Source organism: Corynebacterium sp. 74A, from assembly GCF_008930665.1.
In the GTDB taxonomy this organism is placed as follows: Bacteria; Actinomycetota; Actinomycetes; order Mycobacteriales; family Mycobacteriaceae; genus Corynebacterium; species Corynebacterium megadyptis.
The window spans coordinates 78,183-97,397 of the sequence record NZ_PQMG01000002.1; the positions used below are offsets into that span (position 1 = coordinate 78,183).

Below are 19,215 nucleotides of genomic sequence, written 5' to 3' on the forward strand. Positions count from 1 at the left end.
AACCCCACATTCTACAAATGAGGTCCAGTCCCCTTCCCCGCCGGTGACTGCCCACGCTTATCGACGCCTCTCTGCTGCCCCCGCCCCGCCCAGTCCGCACGCTAGCGAGCCGGCGGGGCGCTGTTTAGCGCCGTTTAGTGCTGTTTAGCGCCGGGAGAGATTCTCGTCGAGCTTCTTCTCAATCGAGTTGAGCTTCGTGGCCATCCAGTAGAGCCCGTAGAGCACCGCGATGAACGGAAGCAGAGATAGGGCTATGAGCAAAATTTCGGTGATTCCCATGACTGTCCTTCCTTCGGTCGTGATGTCACCGACAATATATGCGGCGCCAGTTCCTCGTGCTCGAGCGCGTGTAGCGGTTGCACCATCCGCATCCCGCCACGCTCGAATACCTCGGCATGCACCCCGTAGACGTTCTGGATGAGTTCTGGGGTAAGCACCGCATCGGGGGCACCATCGGCGTGCAGCTCGCCTTGTTGCATCACGACTAGGCGGTCCGAATAGCGGGCAGCAAGGTTAATATCGTGAATCGCCAGCAGGCCGATGGCGTTGTGCTCGCGCACCCACTCCCGCACGAGATCCAGCAAAAAGAGCTGTCGGTGCAGATCAAGGGCACTCGTGGGCTCATCGAGCACCAACACATCTGGGCAGGTCACCAGGGCTTGGGCCACGGCCACCAGCTGCCGCTGGCCGCCGGAGAGCTCGCCGAGATAGCTGTGCGCCAGATCCGCGATACCCAGCCGCTCCATGGTGGCGGCGGCCGCTTCCTCCGGCTTGCCGGTGGTGGTGCTCGCCCGGCGCGCCGCGATGAGCACCGTCTCGAAGGCGTGAAGCGCCGCGGTGCTGGGCAAATCCTGGGGCACATAGCCCACGTGCCGGCGCAGGCTGGCGCCCTGGAAGCGTTCCGCACCCGTATCGAGCACCACGCTTCCGCGGTGTTTATTCACCCCGGAAATCGCTTTGAGCAGTGTGGACTTACCGGCGGCATTGGGGCCGAGCAGGGCGGTGAGCTCTCCAGCGTGCAGCGGCTCGCAATCGAAACCGGGCACGATCACGCTGCGGCCATAGCGCACCGATACGTGGTTGAGGTTCAGGGTGGTCACCACAGGTTCCTCCTCTTGGTCACGATGAGGGTGATGAAGAAGGGCACGCCCACCAGGGCGGTGATGATGCCGATGGGCACGGCCACACCGGGGATGATGAGCATGCTCACCGCGTGCGATACCGAGAGCATCACCGCCCCTGCGGCGGCGGAGGCGGGGATGAAGTAGCGCTGGTCCTCGCCCACGAGCATGCGGGCGATGTGCGGGCCCACTAGGCCGACGAAGCCGATGATTCCGGAGAAGGCCACAGCGGTGGCGGCCATGAGGGAGCACAGCACCAGCACACCCACGCGGAGGCGTTGGACGTTCACGCCCATGGCCTGGGCGCGGGCGTCGCCAAGCTTTAATGCGGTTAGTCGCCAGGACAGCAGAACGAAGATGGGGATGCTGATGGCCACCACAATGGCGAGCACTAGGTTGCCGGCCCACGTGGCGCGGGTCATTGAGCCCATGGACCAGAAGACGATCTGCTGCAGGGCCTCGGTGGAGGCGCGGTATTGGATGAGCGCCAGCAGGGCCTGGAAGAGGAAGACGAGGCCGATGCCGAGCAGGATCATGGTTTCGGCGCTGGCGCCGCGCCAGATAGAGGCGCCGACGATCACGAAGGTGGCGATCATCGCCGACACCCACGCCACCATGGCGAGGTTGAACTGGGGTTGATCGATGATCACCCAGCCCAGCACGATGGTGGCGGCACCGCCGAAGGCCGCGGCGGCGGAGATACCAAGGGTAAAGGGCTCGGCCAGCGGATTGCCCAGAATGGTTTGCATTTGCGCACCGGCCACCGAGAGCACGATGCCGACCAGCAGCGCCATCACCGACATCGGCAGGCGCAGGCTATAGAGCACCGTGTGGTCCTGGCTATTCAGCGAGCCGGGGTTAATGAGGCCGAGCACCACGCCGCGCGCGCCCAAGTTAGTGGGCCCGACCACGGTGGCGGCGATAAAGCCGATGATGGCCACGGCCACGAGAAGGGCGATAATCAGCCAGCGCTTGACGGTGGTGGCGCGGTGCTGCCGCACCAGCTGCGCCGTTACCTCCGTGCTGGCAAAAGTGGTGGGGCGGGCGGACGCATTCTTATTCTCTGCGTCGGCGGCGGTGTTCGTGGGTGATGTCGTGCTGGAATCTTGCACGCGTGAGGTCATGAATAATGTCCCTGAGTACACGGCGGCGCAGCCGTGAGCCGACTGCGCCGCGAAAAGTGGGTAGGTGCCTACTTGTTGTGCTTGACGAAGAACACGCCCGATGCCTCGAAGGGCAGGTAGTCCTCGTGGGCCTGCTTCCAGTGGGCCGCTACGTCCTCATCCTTGAAGAGCTCTGGGTGCAGCCATGCGGCGAACTGCTCCAGGGCGAGGAAGTTCATCGGCGAATCATAGAACTGGTGCCACACGCCGTAGAGGTGTCCCTGCTTCGGGGCCTCCAGCTGGTCGAAGCCATTGGTGGCGAGCAGACCAGCGAGGGTCTCCTGAGCCTTTTCCTCCGTGGCGAAATAGCCGAGCTCCACGTGCGGGATAGCCTGCTTGGTGGCATCATCCTTGGAACCGGTGACGTCGGCACCCCAAGAACCGCCGGTAGCGATGATCGCCTCCGGTGCCTCAGCGATCACCTTTTCTGCGGTGATATCGCCGGACTCGGTGTCGAGAATCTCATCGCCGAGGTTCTTGCCGCCGGCGACGTTGATGAACTCGCCCAAGTTGGACTTGGACACGGTGGCGCAGCAGTCCTTCAGACCAGCGGCGCGCCACAGCAGGGTGGTGGGACGATCCTCATCAGGGAGGTCCTTGGTCCTCTCCTCGAGGCGGTCGATGGTGTCCTGCCAGTCCTTGTTGAACTTCTCGGCCGCGTCCTCGTGGTCGAAGAGCTCACCCAATGCGGTCACGGACTTGGTGGTGTTCTCCAGCGGGTGCTGGCGGAAGTCAGTAACAATGTATTTGATGCCGGCCTGATCGAGCTTGTCCAACATGCCGGTGGTGGAGACCGCATCATAGTGGTCAGCGGTCATCACCAGCGCGTCCGGCTCGAAGGAGAGCAGATTCTCCACGGTGACATCGCCCTTGGCCATATTGCCGATCTCGGGCAACTCGTTGACCTCGGGCACGGACTCCTCGAGGCGCTTCTTAAAGGAGGGAGCGCCCTTGGTCAGGTCGCTACCGATCGCCACCACGTGGTCGATTGGGTCCTCATTATTCAAAATCGAGGTGGCGAAGAGGGCACGGCCCTCGCCGAGGATCACCCGCTCCGGCTGCTCGTCGAAGGTGACGGTCCGGCCCTTCACGTCGGTGACAGTCACCGCCGTGTCCTCTGGGGTGGTGCTTTCCTTCTCTGCCTCCGAGTCGGCGCCGTTTCCTCCGGCGCAGGCGCTCAGCGCGAGGCTAGCGGTGGCGATTAGACCGAGTGCCACACTACGCACACGTCTCATGAAGTTCCTCCTGCAGGTACTTGTGTGAACGCAGCGCCCTTCACACCCACGCCATCACGCGGGCACTCCCCGCCCTGCGTTGACACCTAAAAGCCACGCTCAGCAAAGATAAACTCAGCAACGCTGCGTTCCATTTGATAGAACTTGTGAATGCTAACATAGGCTTAGCTAAGTTGGCTAGGTGTGGTAGGTAACTCTTCCATCACACCGCCTGCTGAACTGCGAGAACACAAAAGCCGAGAGCGTAGAACACTCTCGGCTTTGCTACAAACTACTGAGGATAGGCTATGCAGTCTACCTCGACCGTGGAGGGGATGGGGCGGCTGCTATACGCAGGTGCCAATCCACTCGGAAAACTTCTTGCCCGATACCCGCTCATAGGCGTCGATATAGCGCTCCCGGGTGGCCTCCACCACGGAGCCGGGCAGGGCCGGCGGCGGGGTGTGATCCGACTTCTTCCACCCCGACTTCGGGCCGGTGAGCCAGTTGCGCACGTACTGCTTATCGAAGCTGGGCTGAACCGCGCCCTCCTTGTACCCGTCCTTCGGCCAATAGCGGGAGGAATCGGGGGTGAGCACCTCATCGGCAAGCACGAGGGTGCCGTTTTCGTCCACGCCGAATTCCAGCTTGGTGTCCGCCAGAATCAGCCCGCGCTCCTCGGCGAGGGCCGCAGCGGTGCGGTAGATGGAGAGAGTGGCCTTGCGCAGTTGATCGGCGCGCTTCTCGCCGAGCTTCTCCACGACTCGCTCGAAGGAGACGTTCTCATCGTGATCGCCCAATTCCGCCTTCGTGGCAGGGGTGAAGATCGGCTCCGGCAGCTTAGAGGCCTCACGCAGGCCGTCGGGAAGCTCGATACCGCAGACGGTGCCGTGCTCCTGATACTCGGCAAAACCCGAGCCGGTGAGATAACCGCGGGCCACGCACTCGAAAGGCAGCATCTTCAGCTTCTTGCACAGAACGGCGCGGCCGAGCACCTCCTCCGGGATTCGCTCATCGTCAATGGGGCCGGCGAGGTGATTGGGTACATCGAGAATGTCGAAGAAGTGCATACTCATGGCGGTGAGCACGCGCCCCTTGTCCGGGATTTCGGTGTCCAAGATGTAGTCGAAAGCCGAGATGCGATCGGAGACCACCATGAGCAGAGTCTCCTCATCGACCTCGTAGATCTCACGGACCTTGCCTGCGGAGACGTGGTCATACGATGAAAGTTCTGGACGCATGATTAAGCAGTGTAGACCTCTCACCCCACGGGTGCACACCTTATGCTCAGGTTTGTTCTGCCCCGCAGGCAAGGCGGGGTATTAGACGATTTCTCCTGGGGTGTAGTTCACTGCCTCCGGGTACTGATTGGCCAGCTCTTGGACGTGGTTGAGCACCCGCTCCACCTGCGATTCGGCCTCACCAATGAAGGCGTGACGATCAGCCAGGGCGGCGTTGAGCTCCTCTTCGCCCAAAGGAAGGCGCTCATCGGCGGCCAGGCGCTCGATCAGATCCTGCTCGGCGCCATTTTCGCGCATATTCAGCGCCACCGCCACGGCGTTTTCCTTAATCACCTCGTGGGCCTGTTCGCGGCCCACCCCAGCGCGCACGGCGGCCATGAGAATGCGGGTGGTGGCAAGGAAGGGCAGGTAGCGATCCAGCTCGCGCTCGATCATGGCGGGGAACACCCCGAACTCGTCGAGGACAGTGAGGAAGGTTTCAAACATGCCGTCGATGGCGAAGAACGCATCGGGCAGGGCGACGCGGCGAACCACCGAGCAGAACACATCGCCTTCGTTCCACTGCTGGCCGGCGAGATCGGCCACCATGGTGAGATAGCCGCGCAGCACCACCTGCAGGCCGCAGACACGCTCACAGGAGCGAGCGTTCATCTTGTGCGGCATCGCCGAGGAGCCCACCTGGCCTTCCTTGAAGCCTTCGGTGACTACCTCATTGCCCGCCATAAGACGGATCGTGGTGGCCAGCGAGGAGGGGCCGGCGCCCAGCTGCACCAGAGCGGAGAGCACCTCGAAATCGAGGGAGCGGGGATAGACCTGGCCGACGGAATCGAAGGTGCGGCTGAAGCCGAGGTGATCGGCGATGCTGCGCTCGAGAGCGGCCAGCTTCATGGGATCGCCGCCCATGAGATCCAGCATGTCCTGGGCGGTGCCCATCGGGCCCTTGATGCCGCGCAGCGGATAATTCTCCAGCTGGTGTTCGATGCGCTGCACCGCCACGAGCATCTCGTCTGCGGCGGAGGCGAAACGCTTGCCCAAGGTGGTGGCCTGGGCAGCCACATTGTGGGAACGACCAGCCATCACCAGCGCCTTGTTCTCCGCGGCGAGGCGGGCCACGCGGCTGAGCACGGCCACGGATTTATTGCGAATGAGCTCAAGCGAGGAGTGCAGCTGCAGCTGCTCGACATTCTCGGTGAGATCGCGGCTGGTCATGCCCTTATGGATGTGCTCATAGCCGGCGAGGGCATTGAACTCCTCGATGCGGGCCTTCACATCGTGGCGGGTGATCCGCTCGCGAGCGGCGATCGAATCCAGGTCGATCTGTTCCACTACCTCTTCATAGGCGGTGATGGCCTCGGCGGGGATGTCCACTCCCAGCTCGGCTTGGGCGCGCATCACGGCGATCCACAGGCGGCGTTCCGTGATGATCTTGTACTCGGGGCTCCAAATCTGCGCCAGTGCAGGCGAGGCATAGCGGGAAGCAAGGACATTAGAGATGCGTGGTGTCGACATAGTGGCTATTATCGCACGCCACGCTCTCAAGGCGCGGGCATTCGCTTATCGACGCTCTCCTGCCGCCCCACGAGTGGGCAGGCGACTAGCGGCGCCGCTCGCAGAAACGCTCGAGGGTTTTCACCGGGCCGGCGGCAATGAGAATGTCATCGGGGCCGATGACATCGTCCGGCACGGTGGGCCGGAAGCTACGCCCGGAGCGCTTAAGGGCCACAATGTCCGGTTCGGCTTCGGCGACCTGGTGCCCGTGCAACCAGCGCGGCGCGGCGAGCTTGACCATCGCATAGTCCACATCGAACTCGATATAGTCCTCGGCGTGGCCGGAGATCACATGCGCCAAACGCTTGCCGGTGGAGAATCCGGGGCGAATGAGGTTATTGACGCCCATCGAGCGCAGGATCGTGGCATGCGCCTTGGAATCCGCTTTGGCCCACACCCCCGTGACTCCGAGCTCCTTGAGGTTATTCACTGTCAGCAGCGAGGCCGACATGTCCTCGCCGATGCCCACGATCACGTGTTCCGCATCGAGCACACCGAGCTGTTTGAGGGCCTCGATATCGGTGGCGTCGGCGATCACGCTATGGGTGAGCTTTTCTGCCTCTTTGAGGGCGCGTTCGGAAATGTCCACGCCCACCACGTCCACTCCGGAGGCAACCAGCTCCTCGCCGAGAGCGAGGCCGAAGCGCCCCAGACCGAGAATGACAACTCTTTGCTTAGCCAATGAAGGGCCTTTCTTTGGGATAGGACAGATGGCTGCGTTTTTGGGAGGCGAGCGCGGCCACCACGGTAATGGGGCCGATCCTGCCCGCGAACATCAACCCAATTAGGATCAGCTGGGCCGCCGGCGGCAGTGCATCCGTGATGCCGAGGGATAGTCCCGTCGTAGAGAATGCGCTAATGACTTCGAACGTCACCTTCTCCATGCCCAGCTCCGGCGCCAGCATGGTCACCCCAAGGGTAGCGCCAACGAGCAGGGTCAGCGACATCATGATCACCGACAGCGCCTGGCGCACGGTGGCATTGGGGATGCGCTTGCGGCGAATATCTACCTCTTCGCGACCACGCACCTCGGCCAGCACCACCACGAGTAGAACGGCCACCGTGGTGATGCGGACACCACCGGCGGTGCCGCCGGAGCCGCCGCCGATGGCCATGAGCACCTCGGTGAGAACGATATAGCCGGGGTGGATGGTTTCCATGTCGATGGCGTTAAAGCCGGCGGTACGGGTGGTTGCCGAGTGGAAGAAGGACAGCAGCCACGAAGTGTCTTCGAACATGCGCGCACCGAGGGTGCCCACGATGAGCAGGATGATGGTGCCCCAGACGGTGAACCAGCCAGAAAGGGATTTCATCGCCCGGGAGGGGGCGGCCACAATATAGAACCCCAGACCGCCGATGATGATCGCCGCCGCCACGGGCAGCAGGATCAGGGCATCACTGGCATAGGGAATGAGCGAGTCGCTATGCAGCGCAAAGCCGGCGTTATTGAATGCGGAGACGGCGTGGAATCCGCCCTGCCACACGGCCTGGCCGGGAGTGAAGCCATAGCCCTTGGCAAAACGTGCGGCGAGCAGGATCGCGGTGACAAGCTCCATGGTCAAGGAGATACCGACGATAGTGAGCACCGCCTTTTTCACATCACCCAGGTGCGAAACTCGCCCTTCGGCGGTGGTGGTGATGCTGGATTTAAGGCCCACTTTGCCTAGGGCCAGCCAGCTCACCAGCACGGTCAAGGTCATAATGCCTAAACCACCCAGCTGGATCAGCACCATGATGATGGCCTGTCCGGTGTGGGAGAAGTAGCTGGCGGTATCCACCACAATCAAACCGGTCAGACACACCGCCGAGGTGGCGGTGAACAGAGAGGTAATGAAGTCGTAGCTCTGCCCTGGCGCATGGGCCACGGGCAGACTCAGTAGCGCGGTACCGATGGCGATGAGGATAAGGAATCCTCCCGCCACGAGGAACGCAGGTCGTTTCATGGAGCGCTAGTATATGCCTCTCTTAGGTTCATAGGTAGTTACACAGGCGTGTTCATTCTTACACCCGTTTCACACACTTTTCGCTGCGCACGCCCCAAGACCACGACGCACACCCGCCCGCCACCGAGAACTGATCTCGGCGACGGGCGGGTGCGACAGAGTGCGAGGCAGTGAACTTTTTTGCGCTGCCCTGCGGGGTGGCTGCGCCGCTAGGCGTCGCTCTCCCCCAGATCGACGGGAATTCCCGCGGGAAGCTCATCCCGCTCAGCGTTGGCGCCGGGGTTAACTCCCTTCGTCACCTGCACGGGGTTTCCGGAGGCGATGGAGTGGGCCGGCACATCGCGGTCCACCACGGAACCAGCAGCGATCACAGACTTGCGGCCAATGGTCACACCCGGCAGCACGGTGACGCCAGGACCAATCCACACATCGTCTTCGACCGTAATGGGCTTGGCTATTTTCCAGCCATAGGAGCGCATCTCCGCATCGTGCACCGGCGGCATGGCGGTGTAGAGCTGGCAACCGGGGGAGATATTCACGCGCTCCCCGATCTTCACCTCGGCGGAATCGAGGATCGTCACATTGGCCTGGATACGGCTGCCCTTGCCGATGGAGGTGTGCACGCCGTATTGGATATAGATCGGCGATTCCACCTCGGTGTCCTCGGTATCGAAGTGGCCGAGCAGACCGAGCAACAGGTCCTGCTGACGAATCTCATCGGTGGTGCTGTTGAAATCACGCAGGGTGCGGGCCGCGGCACGACGGGCCTCTGCGGGCTCCTTGGACTTCGGCAAGTACCATTCTCCGCTGCGCATCTGCTCCAGCGTGGAGTAGGTCTCGGGATCAAAACTGTTTTCGCTCATGGATCCATTGTGCACTACTCCACACTTAAGATGAAGGGCTTGTTGGATCACAAGGGGTAGACGGCCCCCGTTTGGGTGGCAGGGCGCTGGGCGCCCTGCCGGTCCCGCATCGCTAGATGCTGATCTCGCCGCGCTGTGCCTTCAGGGCGATATCGCTGCGATAAAAACCGCCCTCGAGCTCGAGGGACTCGATCAGCTCATAAGCCTTAGCCCGGGCGTCTTCCACATCTGTGCCCCGAGCCACTGCGTTGAGCACGCGGCCGCCATTGGCCACGAACTCCCCCGCCTCCGTACGCTTCGTGCCGGCGTGCAGTACATAGGAATCCCCCTCATAATCCACGGCGCCGAGGCCATGGATCACATCGCCCTTCTGCGGTGCGGCCGGATAGCCTGCGGCGGCAAGAACCACGGTCAGGGCCGCTCCCTCATGCCACTCAAGCGGCGGCAGCTCCGCCAGGCGCCCCTGCGCGGTCGCGGCCAGCACCTCGGCGAGCGGAGTTGTCAGCAGCGCCAGCACGGCCTGGGTTTCGGGATCGCCGAAGCGGCAATTGAACTCCACCACGGCGGGCCCCGCACTCCCCCACGCCAGGCCCGCATAGAGCAGACCCGAATAGGGGCAGCCGCGGGCCACCATCTCGCGGGCTACGGGCTCGCACACCTCATCGACGATGCGCTGAACGGCATCCTCCGGCAGCCACGGCAAGGGGGCGTAGGCGCCCATGCCGCCGGTATTAGGGCCCTCATCATTATCGAAGGCGCGCTTGTGGTCCTGCGCCGGCAGCAGCGGCACCACGGTCTCGCCATCGACAAAGCAGAAGAGTGAGACTTCAGGGCCGTCGAGGAAGGATTCCACCAACACCGGATTGCCGGCGTCGAGCACCGAGCGGGCATGGGCCGCCGCCTCGGCGCGGTCACTGGTGACCACAACTCCCTTGCCGCCGGCCAAGCCATCGTCTTTGACCACGTACTGCGGGCCGTACGCGTCCAGCACGGCCTCGATGTCCTCGCTCGACTCGATACGGGTGGCCGTCGCCGTGGCCACCCCAGCGGCATTCATCACATCCTTGGCGAAGGCCTTGGATCCCTCGATCATCGCCGCCTCCTTCGAGGGGCCGAACACGGCGATACCCGCCTCGCGCAGGGCATCACCCACCCCGGCCACCAGCGGGATCTCCGGCCCCACCACCACGAGATCGGCCTGCAACTCGGTGGCGAGCGCGGTGATCTGCGCGCCATCCTCCACGTCGATGGCGGCACCCTCCCATTCGGGATGACACACCGCCAGATCCGTCATGCCATCGCCACCAGGGGCGATGTGCAGATCCGTGACGGAGTCGTCTTTACTCAGTGCCAGCAGTAGGGCGTGTTCGCGGGCGCCCGACCCGATAACCAAGATGCGCATGGCTCTTAGTGTAGCGACCGCACACACACTCAACCCCCCGTCTCGTGTGGCGCCACATTCGCGTAGCGATCTCGTCTAGCCTTGAAGGTATGAGCAGCATTTTCACGAAAATCATTTCCGGAGAACTTCCCGCCCGTTTCGTCTACCGCGATGACCGTGTGGTCGCTTTTCTTGATATTCGGCCTCTCACCTATGGCCACACCCTTGTGGTCCCGGTGACTGAGGTGGATAAGTGGACTGACTTGCCCCAGCCCGAGCTGCGTTCTCTCACCGAACTGGCCCAGCAGGTGGGCCGCGCCCAGATCGAAGCCTTCGGCTGCGAGCGCGCCGGCACCGTGATCGCCGGTTTCGATGTGCCGCACACCCACATTCACGTCTTCCCCGCCAACGCGATGAGCGATTTCAACTTCGGCAACGCCATCGCCGAGCCCGAAGAGGCCAAACTCGACGAGGCCGCCGCCAAGCTACGCGCGGTGCTCGACACCGACGACAACGGCTACCCCCACCGCTAAGGGGACGCGACCATGGCACATACCACCGTCGAGCTCGACGGCGAGGACTACAGTTTCGACTGGCCCGCCGACACCACGTTGTTGAGCGCCATGCTCGATGCCGGCATCCCGGCACCCCACTCCTGCACGATGGGCCAATGCGGGGCCTGCCAATGCACGCTCGAAGGCGGGGAATCGCATATGGACAACAACGCCGTGCTCGATGACTATGACGTGGCCGATGATCAGCGTCTCGCCTGCCAAACTAAACGCGACTCCGAAGGCCCCTACGAGGTCAGTTATCTCTTCTAGGCGTCGGGATCAGGGGTGCGGGGCAGGCGCACGCTAAAGACGGCGCCGCGCCCCTCGGCGGTGTCGAGGCTGATCTGCCCCTGGTGGGCGTCGACAAGCGAAGAGACGATCGCCAAACCGAGCCCGCTGCCGCCCGAGGCGCGGGACCGAGACGTATCGGCGCGATAAAAACGCTCGAATACATGCTGGGCGTCGTGCTCATTCATCCCTGGGCCACAATCGGCCACAATGATCTCCACCTGCTCGGGGGTGGACTGCACCCGCACCGTGATGGGTTCGGCGCCGTGAGCACGGGCATTATTGAGAAGATTCACCAGCACCTGCCGGATCTTATCGACATCCACCGTCGCCCGCGCGGGGCCTGAGGCCGCCACGGTGATCTCGGCGTCACGATAGTCGCCAACCACCCGCTGACACAGCTCCACGAGGTCTGTGTCCTGCAGGTTCAAAGTCATGCCCTCCGCTCGGGCGAGGGCCAGCAGCCCCTCCACCAACTCGCTCATGCGGTCGGCCTCTTCCCGCACCTTCGCCACAACCCGATCCGGGTCATTCATCGCCCCCGATTGATAGAGCTCCGCATAGCCGCGCACGCTGGTCAGCGGGGTGCGCAGCTCATGCGAGGCATCGCCAACGAAGCGGCGCATCTGCTCTTCCTTGTCCTGGGCGGCGGTGAGCGAGGACTGCAACTGCTCCAGCATGGTGTTCATCGCGGCGCCGACCTTGCCCACCTCCGTGGAGTGGGAGGTGTACTGCACACGCCGATCGAGATCGCCGCCGGTGATGGCCTCTGCGGTATCGGCCACATTGCGCAGCGGCTGCAAAGAACGATGCACCACCACCGCGGCGATACCAGCCGCTGCCAGCAGCACCATCACGCCAATGCCCCATTGCGCGGTGCGCAAATTCCGCAGCAGCCGCTCCTCGTCCGCCACCGAGCGCGCCACCACTGTGATACTGCGATTATCGCCGATCGCCACCACCCGCCACTTCGATTCATCTGCCGAACCAGGCGAGGCGCCCACGGTAAAGGGGCCTTCCCCGATGCGCACCATGGACAAATCGGGGGAGGAATTCGAATCGTTATAGCGCACCGAGGTGCCATCGCTAAAGATCTGCTCCACATAGAAGCTCGAAGGCGGGCGGGGCTGGGTGGATTGGGAGGAATAGAGCTCGCTATTGCTGGCCCAGCCGCTCGCGGCACCCACCAGCTGGCCATCTACCTCGTTATAGGCGAAATTCCGCATGATCGAATTCACCGCGGTGGCGCTGGCGATCATGCCCACCCCCATGATGGCGACCACAATGAGCACCACAGACACCCGTAAGGGCAGGCGCTGGGGACGACGCCACCAGCGGGGCTGATTCTCCTCGGCGGAATAGGCGGAAGCCATGGGCTATTAATCCTTCGGAACGCGCAGAATATAGCCGACGCCGCGGACAGTGTGGATCAGGTGCGGCTCGGTGGTATCGAGTTTGCGGCGCAGATAGGAGATATAGGATTCCACCACATTGCCATCGCCGCCGAAATCGTAGTTCCACACGGCGTCGAGGATCTGGGCCTTCGACAGCACGATCTCGGCATTGTCCATGAGATAGTGCAGCACGTTGTATTCGGTGGGAGAAAGCTCCACGACCTCGCCGGCTTTGCGCACCTCGTGGGTGTTATCGTCCAGCTCGAGATCGGCGTAGCGCAGCACCGGCCGCTGCCCGGCGCGCCCTCCAGGCTCTGCGGGCTGGCTGCTCTGGGAGCGACGCAGGATCACCCGCAGCCGCGTGACCACCTCCTCCAAGGAGAAAGGCTTGGTCACATAGTCATCGGCACCGAGGGTTAGCCCACGGATCTTATCGGGTACCTCATCCTTCGCGGTGAGGAAGAGCACTGGGGCGTCATTGCCTTGGGCGCGGATAGTCGATAGCAGCTCGAAGCCGTCCATATGCGGCATCATCACATCAAGGATGAAGGCATCCACCTGCTCGGTTTTGAGCTTCTCCAGCGCTACCGGCCCAGAGTAGGCGGTGACCACGGTGAAGCCTTGGAACTTCAGCGATACGTCGAGCAATTCGACGATGTTCGGTTCATCGTCCACAACCATCACTGTCACACTCATGGCTTCTATTCTGCCCTAGCCTTTCGCCATGGTTGAAGTGGAGGTTGCCGCTGGGGTGGCCGGGGGCTGCACTCGAGGCCCACCGGCCCCTGCCTTGCAGCGCGAGAAGGCAGGGGCGCGGGGCCGGGGCGGAGAGGTGCTTAGAGGTGCTTGACGCTGGGGCCGATATTGCGCAGGTTGGCGCGAGCCAAGTTCACCATGCGCCCCACGCCGCCACCGAAGACGGTGCGGGTAGCCGCCTTGGAGAAGCCCAACAGCATGTCCATGGTGATGTTCGGCGGGATGGACAGCGCGTTCGGATCGGTGACCACATCGATGAGCACGGGGCCGTCATAGGCTAGGGCCTCGGCCAGCTTGGGCTGTACATCCTGCGGATCTTCGATGCGCACGTGCTTGATGCCGATGGCCTCGGCGATCGCGGCGTAGTTCACACCCTCATGGTCGGTGTCGCTTTCCGGCAGCCCCTGCACGAGCATTTCCAGCTTGACCATGCCGAGAGAGGAGTTATTAAACACCACCGTCTTGATCGGCAGGTTGTGCAGCTTCACGGTCAAAAGCTCGCCCATGAGCATGCCGAGACCGCCATCACCGGACATGGAGATCACCTGGCGCTCGCGGTCGGCGGCCTGGGCGCCGAGGGCCTGCGGCAAGGCGTTGGCCATGGTGCCGTGGCGGAAAGAGCCGAGCAGCGTGCGCTCACCCATGGGGTTGTTGATGTAGCGGGCGGCCCACACATTGCACATACCGGTGTCCACGGTGAACACGGCGTTATCATCCGCCAGTTCATCGAGGACATCGGCCACATACTCGGGATGAATGGGCTTCAATTCCTCCACACCCGTGGTGTAGGCATCCACGATGTCATTGAGCTTGGTGTAGTGCTCCTTGAGCATCTTGTCGAGGAAGCTGCGATCCTTCTTTTCCTCCACATGCTCCAAGATATTTTCAATGGTGGCCTTCACATCGCCCACCACCGGGTAGTGCACCGTGGTGCGGCGGCCAATGTTTTCGCCCTTGATATCCACCTGAGCCACGTTCTTCTTCGGCAGGAAGTCATCGTAGGGGAAGTCGGTGCCCAAGAGAATGAGCAGCTCGGCCTTATCGCAGGCATCGTGGCAGGCGCCATAGCCCAGCAGACCAGACATACCCACGTCATAGCTATTGCCGTGCTGGATATACATTTTGCCGCCGAGGGCGTGACCGATCGGGGCCTTCACCTTTTCCGCGAGGGCAAATACCTCCTCGCGGGCGTCGGCGCAGCCGGCACCGCAGAACAGCGTCACCGTATCGGCCTCATTAATGGCCTCCACCAGCCGAGCGGCATCCGTGGGGTTCGGGTACACCACGGAGCGCTTGGAGGTGACCGCGGAGTCCAGCCAGCGCGTGTCCTCTACCTCTTGGGTGGAGACATCGCCGGGAATAATCAGCACAGACACACCCTTGCCGGCCAAGGTGGACTGCACGGCGTGATGCGTAATGCGGGCGCCCTGATCGCCGCTGAAGACGGTCTCGCAGTAGCCGGAGGCCTGGCGGAAAATCTCGGCCGGCTTGGTCTCTTGGAAGAAGTTGGACCCGATCTGGGCCGCAGGGATGTGCGAGGCCAAAGCCAGCACCTTCGCCCCATTGCGGTGGGCATCCATCAGCCCCTGAATGAAGTGGGTATTACCCGGGCCGCAGGAGGCGGCGCACACGGCGAGCTCACCAGTAACGAGGGATTCGGCCCCGGCAGCAAACGCTGCGGCCTCCTCATTGCGTACGTGCACCCATTCAATGCTGGACGAGGACACGGCGTCCACGATGGGGTTCAAGCTATCGCCGACGATGCCAAACATGCGCTTGACACCGAGATCTTCCAAGTATTTCACCAATACCTGTGCGTATGAAGCCATGACTATTCTCCTTATAGGTTTCTGTGCGGGGATTATTGGGGGCCGCTGAGCGTGCAGCGCAGCTGCAGTAGGGCCTCCACCCCGCTCTACTGTGCCCCTTTCCCGCGCCCCGCGCTAGGGCCCCGCCCGCGCCCAGCGGACCCACCGGCCCAGATTCTCGGCTGTGTGCTGGTTTTTTATTCCTTGCCGTGCCGCTGATCACACATCCGAGCTGCCGGCGGGCTGCGGCGGCGCGGTGGTCTGCGCACCGGCTAGGGACTGCGCAGCACAGAGCGCTTGTTATTCTGAGCCTTGGCACTCACTTAGTACCGGAAAGCTATCTGTTTTCGCGGAATGGGCGAAAAGCCCCCGGCACCTAATTTTTCGTAGAGGACACACGCATCATGGGCACTCGCCGCACCACATCGCGCACCGATTCCACCACTGTCTTCTGTTGGGGGCTCTGGGACTGGGGATCGGCCGCCTTCAACGCTGTGCTCGTCACCTTCATCTTCGGGGTGTATCTCACCGACTCGGTGGGCCAGACGCTCAGCGGATCCACCCCAGCATCGTCCTATTTGGGCTGGGCAATCGCGCTCGCTGGGGTGGCCATTGCCCTGCTGGCTCCCATTGTGGGGCGCCGGAACGATGTGCGCGGCACGCGTCGACGCGCTCTGCTGTTGTGGTCAGCAGTGACAGTGGCGCTCATGGCCAGCTTGGCTTTTATCCGCAATGATCACCCCATCTATTTCTGGGTGGGCATCACCATCATGGGTCTGGCAAGCATTACGTTCCAGTTCGCGGAGGTCAATTACTTTGCGCAGCTGGGGCAGGTCTCCACCAAGGCGAATGTGGGACGAGTATCCGCCTTCGGCTGGTCCATGGGCTATTTCGGCGGTATCGTGCTGCTGCTCATCTGCTTCTTCGGGTTTATCTCCGGCGATGGCGGGCTGCTGAGGCTACCCACCGAGGGCGGCTTCAACGTGCGTATGGTGGCACTACTCGCGGCCGCCTGGTTTGGGGCCTTCGCGCTTCCCACCTTGCTGCGCGTCCCTGAGATCGAGCCACAGCCTGAGGCGCACACACCGCGCGGGGTGGTGGATTCTTATAAGGACCTCGGCCGGGTGATCGCCCAGCTGTGGCGCAGCGACCGTCGAGCGGTCTTTTTCCTCATCGCCTCCGCGGTCTTTCGCGATGGGCTCGCCGCCGTCTTCTCCTTCGGAGCGGTCCTCGCCGTCACGGTGTATGGATTGGGCGCAGACGACGTCATCCTCTTCGGTATCGCCGCCAATGTGATCTCCGCACTCGGGGCCTTAGGCGCCGGCTGGCTGGACGATCGCTTCGGCCCGAAGCCGGTGATTCTCGCATCGCTGGGGCTGATGGTGCTCGATGGGATCGCCCTCTTCTTCGCTGAGGGACCTCGCGCCTTCTGGATTCTCGGGCTGATCCTGTGCTTCTTTGTCGGCCCCGCCCAAAGCGCATCGCGGTCCTTTTTGCAGCGGCTGAGCCCCGCTGGCCGCAATGGGCAAATGTATGGTCTCTACGCCACCACCGGGCGCGCCATCAGCTGGCTCGCCCCCGCCCTCTTCGCGCTGTTCGTGGCTCTGTCCGGCAGCGATCGCGCGGGCGTATTGGGCATCGTGGTCGTACTCGCCGCCGGGGCGCTGCTCCTGCTACCGGTACGCCAACCCGAGTTGGACCACAGCAGCCAGCCCGCCTAGCGGCGCTATAAGCCCCAGCGCAGAAAAACCGGAGCCTCACGCTATCTCGAGGGGAATAGACACCTCGGAATAGCGGGCTCCGGTGATTGCATGTGCATACGGCCTGAGAGCAGGCCGCATGCTGAGCTATGCTCGCGGTTTAGACCTGAGCGATGAGCTCCTCCAGCGGGGTGGCGGAGAGCAGGTAGGGGGCGACCTCAAGCACGGTGAACGCGCCGGTCTTGCCCTGCTCAGCCAAGCGGTGTGCAGCGCGGCCATAGGCCACCATCACACCACCGGTGAAGTCGGGGTTACGCTCCAGCTGCAGCTTGTATTCCACAAGGTGCTCGGAGAAACCGGCGTGACCGTGGCTGATCACATAACCGCCGTGCGGCATGCCGGTGTGCTCGGCATCGAAGGTGGCCTCATCAATGAAGTTCACCTCTACCTCGTAGCCGACGAAGTAATCCGGCATGGTGCGGATCTCTTCCTCAATACGTGCGTGCTCGGACTCGTCTGCAACGACCCAGCACTGACGCTTGTGCACGGCCTCAACCTGCTCGCCATTGCGGGCCTTCTCCAGCACCTCGGCGTCCGGCAGGGTGTACTGCACAGCCTTCTTCACGCCCTCGATACGACGCAGCGCATCGGAGTGGCCTTGGGACAGGCCCGGGCCCCAGAAGGTGGACTGCTGGCCATTGATGAAGGAGCCAGCCATCACACGGTTGAGGGAGAACATACCCGGATCCCAGCCGGTAGAAACGACGGCGACGTTCTCGCCCTGCTTCGCAGCAGCATCCATATCGCGGTAGTGGCGCGGGATGTCGTGGTGGTTGTCATAGGTGTCCACCGTGGTGAAGTGCTCAGCGAACTTCACGGCCTGCTCGGGGATATCGGTAGCGGAACCGACGCACAGGAACAGCACATCGATCTGATCCTTGTAGTCCTCCACCTTGTCCACGGGGAAGACTGGGGTGTCGGTATCGAGGCTATCGCGGCGGGTGAAGATTCCGGCCAGCTCCATGTCGGGCTGATCGTTGATGATCTTCTCCACGCTCTTACCAAGGTTTCCGTAGCCGACGATGCCGGCGCGTACAGTGCTCATTGTCTCTCCTTCAATAGTTTGACTTCTTGAGATAAGCACACGCTACATGGATTCCGGCGCTCTGCCCACTTTTTCTCCGTGCCACTATCCTCTAGCTGCAAGAATTTCCCTGTTCACCTATAGAAAAGGGGTCTAGAGTGGTGAGCTATTTCACATTTTTTCGCTTATCGACGCCACCCTGCCGCCCCACACACCCCGAAAACGAGAACTAGGCCCCTCACTCACGAATGAAGGAACAGGGGCCTCGGGTGTAGCTGCCGCGACAGATTAAGAGCGAGGGTGGCTAAGCATCAGCCCGATAAAGAGACCGGCGCCACCGATGAGATTGCCGACGGTAGCCCACAGGATGTTGTACACCATCCCGCCGAGGCCATAATCCGCCCCGGCGAGCAGACCGGCCGGCATGTAGAACATATTGGCCACGCAGTGCTCGAAGCCAAGGAGCACGAAGAGCATGATCGGGAACCAGATGCCGAAGAGCTTGCCCACGGTGTGGCGGGCGGCCGTGGCCATGAGCACGGCGGCACAGACGAGAACGTTACAGAGGATGCCCTTGACCACGATGCTGCCCGCGCCAGCGTGAGCCTTCTTATCGGTGAGCGTGAGCAGGAAGTCGGTCATCTGAGCGTCGAAAAGCCCAGATTTAATAGCGGCCGCAGCGATAGCGAAGGCGCCGACGAAGTTGAAGAGATAGACGATGCCCCAGTTGCGGAGCATGGCACCCCACGAGAAACGGCCGCGCAGCGGTCCGGCCGCCATCATGGTGTTCGAGGTAAAGAGCTCCATCCCGAGGAGCACGATCGCCATCAGGCCAACGGGGAATACCGCCGAACCCAAGAAGCGCAGCAGCCCGATGCTATCGGTCTCCGACTGCGGGGCGGCGAGAATGACATTGCCCACGGCCCCGAGGCTAATGGCGGCGCCGGCGAAGAAACCCAGAATGATCAGCGATACCAACGGCTTGGCTGCCTTGGCTTTGCCCGAGGCTAGCGTGGCATCCACGACCTCGACGGGGGTGGCAGTAGGTGCTGGTGCAACGGCAGTGGACATGCGGGAACAACCCCTTCATAGTCGTGGACAATAGGCGATAAAACAACACTGACCACGCCCGTGACCATGCACGGCACGTTCGCAGC

Annotated in this window: 18 protein-coding genes; 3 read left to right on the top strand and 15 right to left on the bottom strand. The window is 62.6% G+C overall.

Annotation, left to right across the window (positions count from 1 at the left end; all coding sequences use genetic code 11):
- Positions 1–144: 144 nt before the first annotated feature.
- From GBB11_RS10985 to purD, 10 genes are all read right to left on the bottom strand, one after another.
- The gene (locus tag GBB11_RS10985) at positions 145–279 is read right to left on the bottom strand and encodes a hypothetical protein (protein WP_255441716.1); all 135 of its coding nucleotides are present in this window, start codon (positions 277–279) and stop codon (positions 145–147) included.
- On the bottom strand, positions 252–1,100 hold the full coding sequence (locus tag GBB11_RS03360; protein ID WP_225979244.1) for an ABC transporter ATP-binding protein: 849 nt from the start codon (positions 1,098–1,100) through the stop codon (positions 252–254). Before GBB11_RS03360 ends, GBB11_RS10985 begins: the two co-directional genes overlap by 28 nt.
- The gene (locus GBB11_RS03365; protein WP_225979243.1) at positions 1,097–2,245 is read right to left on the bottom strand and encodes an iron ABC transporter permease; all 1,149 of its coding nucleotides are present in this window, start codon (positions 2,243–2,245) and stop codon (positions 1,097–1,099) included. Before GBB11_RS03365 ends, GBB11_RS03360 begins: the two co-directional genes overlap by 4 nt.
- A gap of 68 nt (positions 2,246–2,313) precedes the next feature.
- Positions 2,314–3,519 (bottom strand): ABC transporter substrate-binding protein, encoded by a 1,206-nt coding sequence (locus GBB11_RS03370; protein ID WP_151549880.1) that lies wholly within the window; start codon positions 3,517–3,519, stop codon positions 2,314–2,316.
- Between the two features lie 326 nt (positions 3,520–3,845).
- Positions 3,846–4,739, bottom strand: a complete 894-nt coding sequence (locus GBB11_RS03375) for a phosphoribosylaminoimidazolesuccinocarboxamide synthase (RefSeq protein ID WP_151549879.1) — start codon at positions 4,737–4,739, stop codon at positions 3,846–3,848.
- Between the two features lie 81 nt (positions 4,740–4,820).
- Positions 4,821–6,248: an adenylosuccinate lyase gene (gene purB, locus GBB11_RS03380; RefSeq protein ID WP_151549878.1), complete on the bottom strand. Its 1,428-nt coding sequence runs from the start codon at positions 6,246–6,248 to the stop codon at positions 4,821–4,823.
- Positions 6,249–6,333: 85 nt separating this feature from the next.
- A complete protein-coding gene (locus GBB11_RS03385) occupies positions 6,334–6,969 on the bottom strand; it encodes a TrkA family potassium uptake protein (RefSeq protein ID WP_151529796.1) in 636 nt (211 codons plus the stop codon).
- A complete protein-coding gene (locus GBB11_RS03390) occupies positions 6,962–8,230 on the bottom strand; it encodes a TrkH family potassium uptake protein (protein WP_151549877.1) in 1,269 nt (422 codons plus the stop codon). The genes GBB11_RS03385 and GBB11_RS03390 overlap by 8 nt, the downstream gene beginning before the upstream one ends.
- Before the next feature lie 209 nt (positions 8,231–8,439).
- On the bottom strand, positions 8,440–9,093 hold the full coding sequence (locus tag GBB11_RS03395) for a DapH/DapD/GlmU-related protein (protein WP_151549876.1): 654 nt from the start codon (positions 9,091–9,093) through the stop codon (positions 8,440–8,442).
- Between the two features lie 112 nt (positions 9,094–9,205).
- Positions 9,206–10,495 (bottom strand): phosphoribosylamine--glycine ligase, encoded by a 1,290-nt coding sequence (purD, locus tag GBB11_RS03400; protein WP_151549875.1) that lies wholly within the window; start codon positions 10,493–10,495, stop codon positions 9,206–9,208.
- 89 nt (positions 10,496–10,584) lie between these two features.
- On the opposite strand from purD, the gene GBB11_RS03405 reads away from it, so the two are divergent.
- Together GBB11_RS03405 and GBB11_RS03410 are read left to right on the top strand one after the other, a co-directional pair.
- Complete coding sequence (locus GBB11_RS03405; protein ID WP_151549874.1) at positions 10,585–11,007, top strand: HIT family protein; 423 nt, start codon at positions 10,585–10,587, stop codon at positions 11,005–11,007.
- Between the two features lie 12 nt (positions 11,008–11,019).
- Positions 11,020–11,298 carry a 2Fe-2S iron-sulfur cluster binding domain-containing protein gene (locus GBB11_RS03410; protein ID WP_151529801.1) on the top strand — a complete coding sequence of 93 codons (279 nt, stop codon included), beginning with the start codon at positions 11,020–11,022 and terminating at the stop codon, positions 11,296–11,298.
- Here the strand turns inward: GBB11_RS03410 and GBB11_RS03415 are convergent.
- The 3 genes from GBB11_RS03415 to GBB11_RS03425 form a co-directional block, all read right to left on the bottom strand.
- A complete protein-coding gene (locus GBB11_RS03415; RefSeq protein ID WP_151549873.1) occupies positions 11,295–12,689 on the bottom strand; it encodes a cell wall metabolism sensor histidine kinase WalK in 1,395 nt (464 codons plus the stop codon). The two genes, GBB11_RS03410 and GBB11_RS03415, sit on opposite strands and share 4 nt — an antisense overlap.
- Before the next feature lie 6 nt (positions 12,690–12,695).
- Positions 12,696–13,406 (bottom strand): response regulator transcription factor, encoded by a 711-nt coding sequence (locus GBB11_RS03420; RefSeq protein WP_151549872.1) that lies wholly within the window; start codon positions 13,404–13,406, stop codon positions 12,696–12,698.
- Positions 13,407–13,546: 140 nt separating this feature from the next.
- On the bottom strand, positions 13,547–15,295 hold the full coding sequence (locus GBB11_RS03425) for a pyruvate dehydrogenase (protein ID WP_151549871.1): 1,749 nt from the start codon (positions 15,293–15,295) through the stop codon (positions 13,547–13,549).
- A gap of 383 nt (positions 15,296–15,678) precedes the next feature.
- Between GBB11_RS03425 and GBB11_RS03430 the strand changes: the two genes are divergently transcribed.
- Complete coding sequence (locus tag GBB11_RS03430; protein ID WP_151549870.1) at positions 15,679–16,995, top strand: MFS transporter; 1,317 nt, start codon at positions 15,679–15,681, stop codon at positions 16,993–16,995.
- Positions 16,996–17,134: 139 nt separating this feature from the next.
- Here GBB11_RS03430 and GBB11_RS03435 read toward each other — a convergent pair whose 3' ends face one another.
- Together GBB11_RS03435 and GBB11_RS03440 are read right to left on the bottom strand one after the other, a co-directional pair.
- A complete protein-coding gene (locus GBB11_RS03435; protein ID WP_151529806.1) occupies positions 17,135–18,079 on the bottom strand; it encodes a diaminopimelate dehydrogenase in 945 nt (314 codons plus the stop codon).
- Between the two features lie 267 nt (positions 18,080–18,346).
- Entirely contained in the window at positions 18,347–19,129 is a 783-nt protein-coding gene (locus GBB11_RS03440) for a formate/nitrite transporter family protein (protein WP_151549869.1), read from the bottom strand.
- Positions 19,130–19,215: the final 86 nt, after the last annotated feature.

What these genes read in the sequence shown, in the direction of transcription:
- GBB11_RS03425 (WP_151549871.1), bottom strand. Translation starts at nt 15,295, where the DNA reads ATGGCTTCATACGCACAGGTATTGGTGAAATACTTGGAAGATCTCGGT.
- GBB11_RS03370 (WP_151549880.1), bottom strand. Translation starts at nt 3,519, where the DNA reads ATGAGACGTGTGCGTAGTGTGGCACTCGGTCTAATCGCCACCGCTAGC.
- GBB11_RS03365 (WP_225979243.1), bottom strand. Translation starts at nt 2,245, where the DNA reads ATGACCTCACGCGTGCAAGATTCCAGCACGACATCACCCACGAACACC.
- GBB11_RS03395 (WP_151549876.1), bottom strand. Translation starts at nt 9,093, where the DNA reads ATGAGCGAAAACAGTTTTGATCCCGAGACCTACTCCACGCTGGAGCAG.
- purB (WP_151549878.1), bottom strand. Translation starts at nt 6,248, where the DNA reads ATGTCGACACCACGCATCTCTAATGTCCTTGCTTCCCGCTATGCCTCG.
- purD (WP_151549875.1), bottom strand. Translation starts at nt 10,495, where the DNA reads ATGCGCATCTTGGTTATCGGGTCGGGCGCCCGCGAACACGCCCTACTG.
- GBB11_RS03415 (WP_151549873.1), bottom strand. Translation starts at nt 12,689, where the DNA reads ATGGCTTCCGCCTATTCCGCCGAGGAGAATCAGCCCCGCTGGTGGCGT.
- GBB11_RS03375 (WP_151549879.1), bottom strand. Translation starts at nt 4,739, where the DNA reads ATGCGTCCAGAACTTTCATCGTATGACCACGTCTCCGCAGGCAAGGTC.
- GBB11_RS03440 (WP_151549869.1), bottom strand. Translation starts at nt 19,129, where the DNA reads ATGTCCACTGCCGTTGCACCAGCACCTACTGCCACCCCCGTCGAGGTC.
- GBB11_RS03430 (WP_151549870.1), top strand. Translation starts at nt 15,679, where the DNA reads ATGGGCACTCGCCGCACCACATCGCGCACCGATTCCACCACTGTCTTC.
- GBB11_RS03405 (WP_151549874.1), top strand. Translation starts at nt 10,585, where the DNA reads ATGAGCAGCATTTTCACGAAAATCATTTCCGGAGAACTTCCCGCCCGT.
- GBB11_RS10985 (WP_255441716.1), bottom strand. Translation starts at nt 279, where the DNA reads ATGGGAATCACCGAAATTTTGCTCATAGCCCTATCTCTGCTTCCGTTC.
- GBB11_RS03410 (WP_151529801.1), top strand. Translation starts at nt 11,020, where the DNA reads ATGGCACATACCACCGTCGAGCTCGACGGCGAGGACTACAGTTTCGAC.
- GBB11_RS03435 (WP_151529806.1), bottom strand. Translation starts at nt 18,079, where the DNA reads ATGAGCACTGTACGCGCCGGCATCGTCGGCTACGGAAACCTTGGTAAG.
- GBB11_RS03390 (WP_151549877.1), bottom strand. Translation starts at nt 8,230, where the DNA reads ATGAAACGACCTGCGTTCCTCGTGGCGGGAGGATTCCTTATCCTCATC.
- GBB11_RS03420 (WP_151549872.1), bottom strand. Translation starts at nt 13,406, where the DNA reads ATGAGTGTGACAGTGATGGTTGTGGACGATGAACCGAACATCGTCGAA.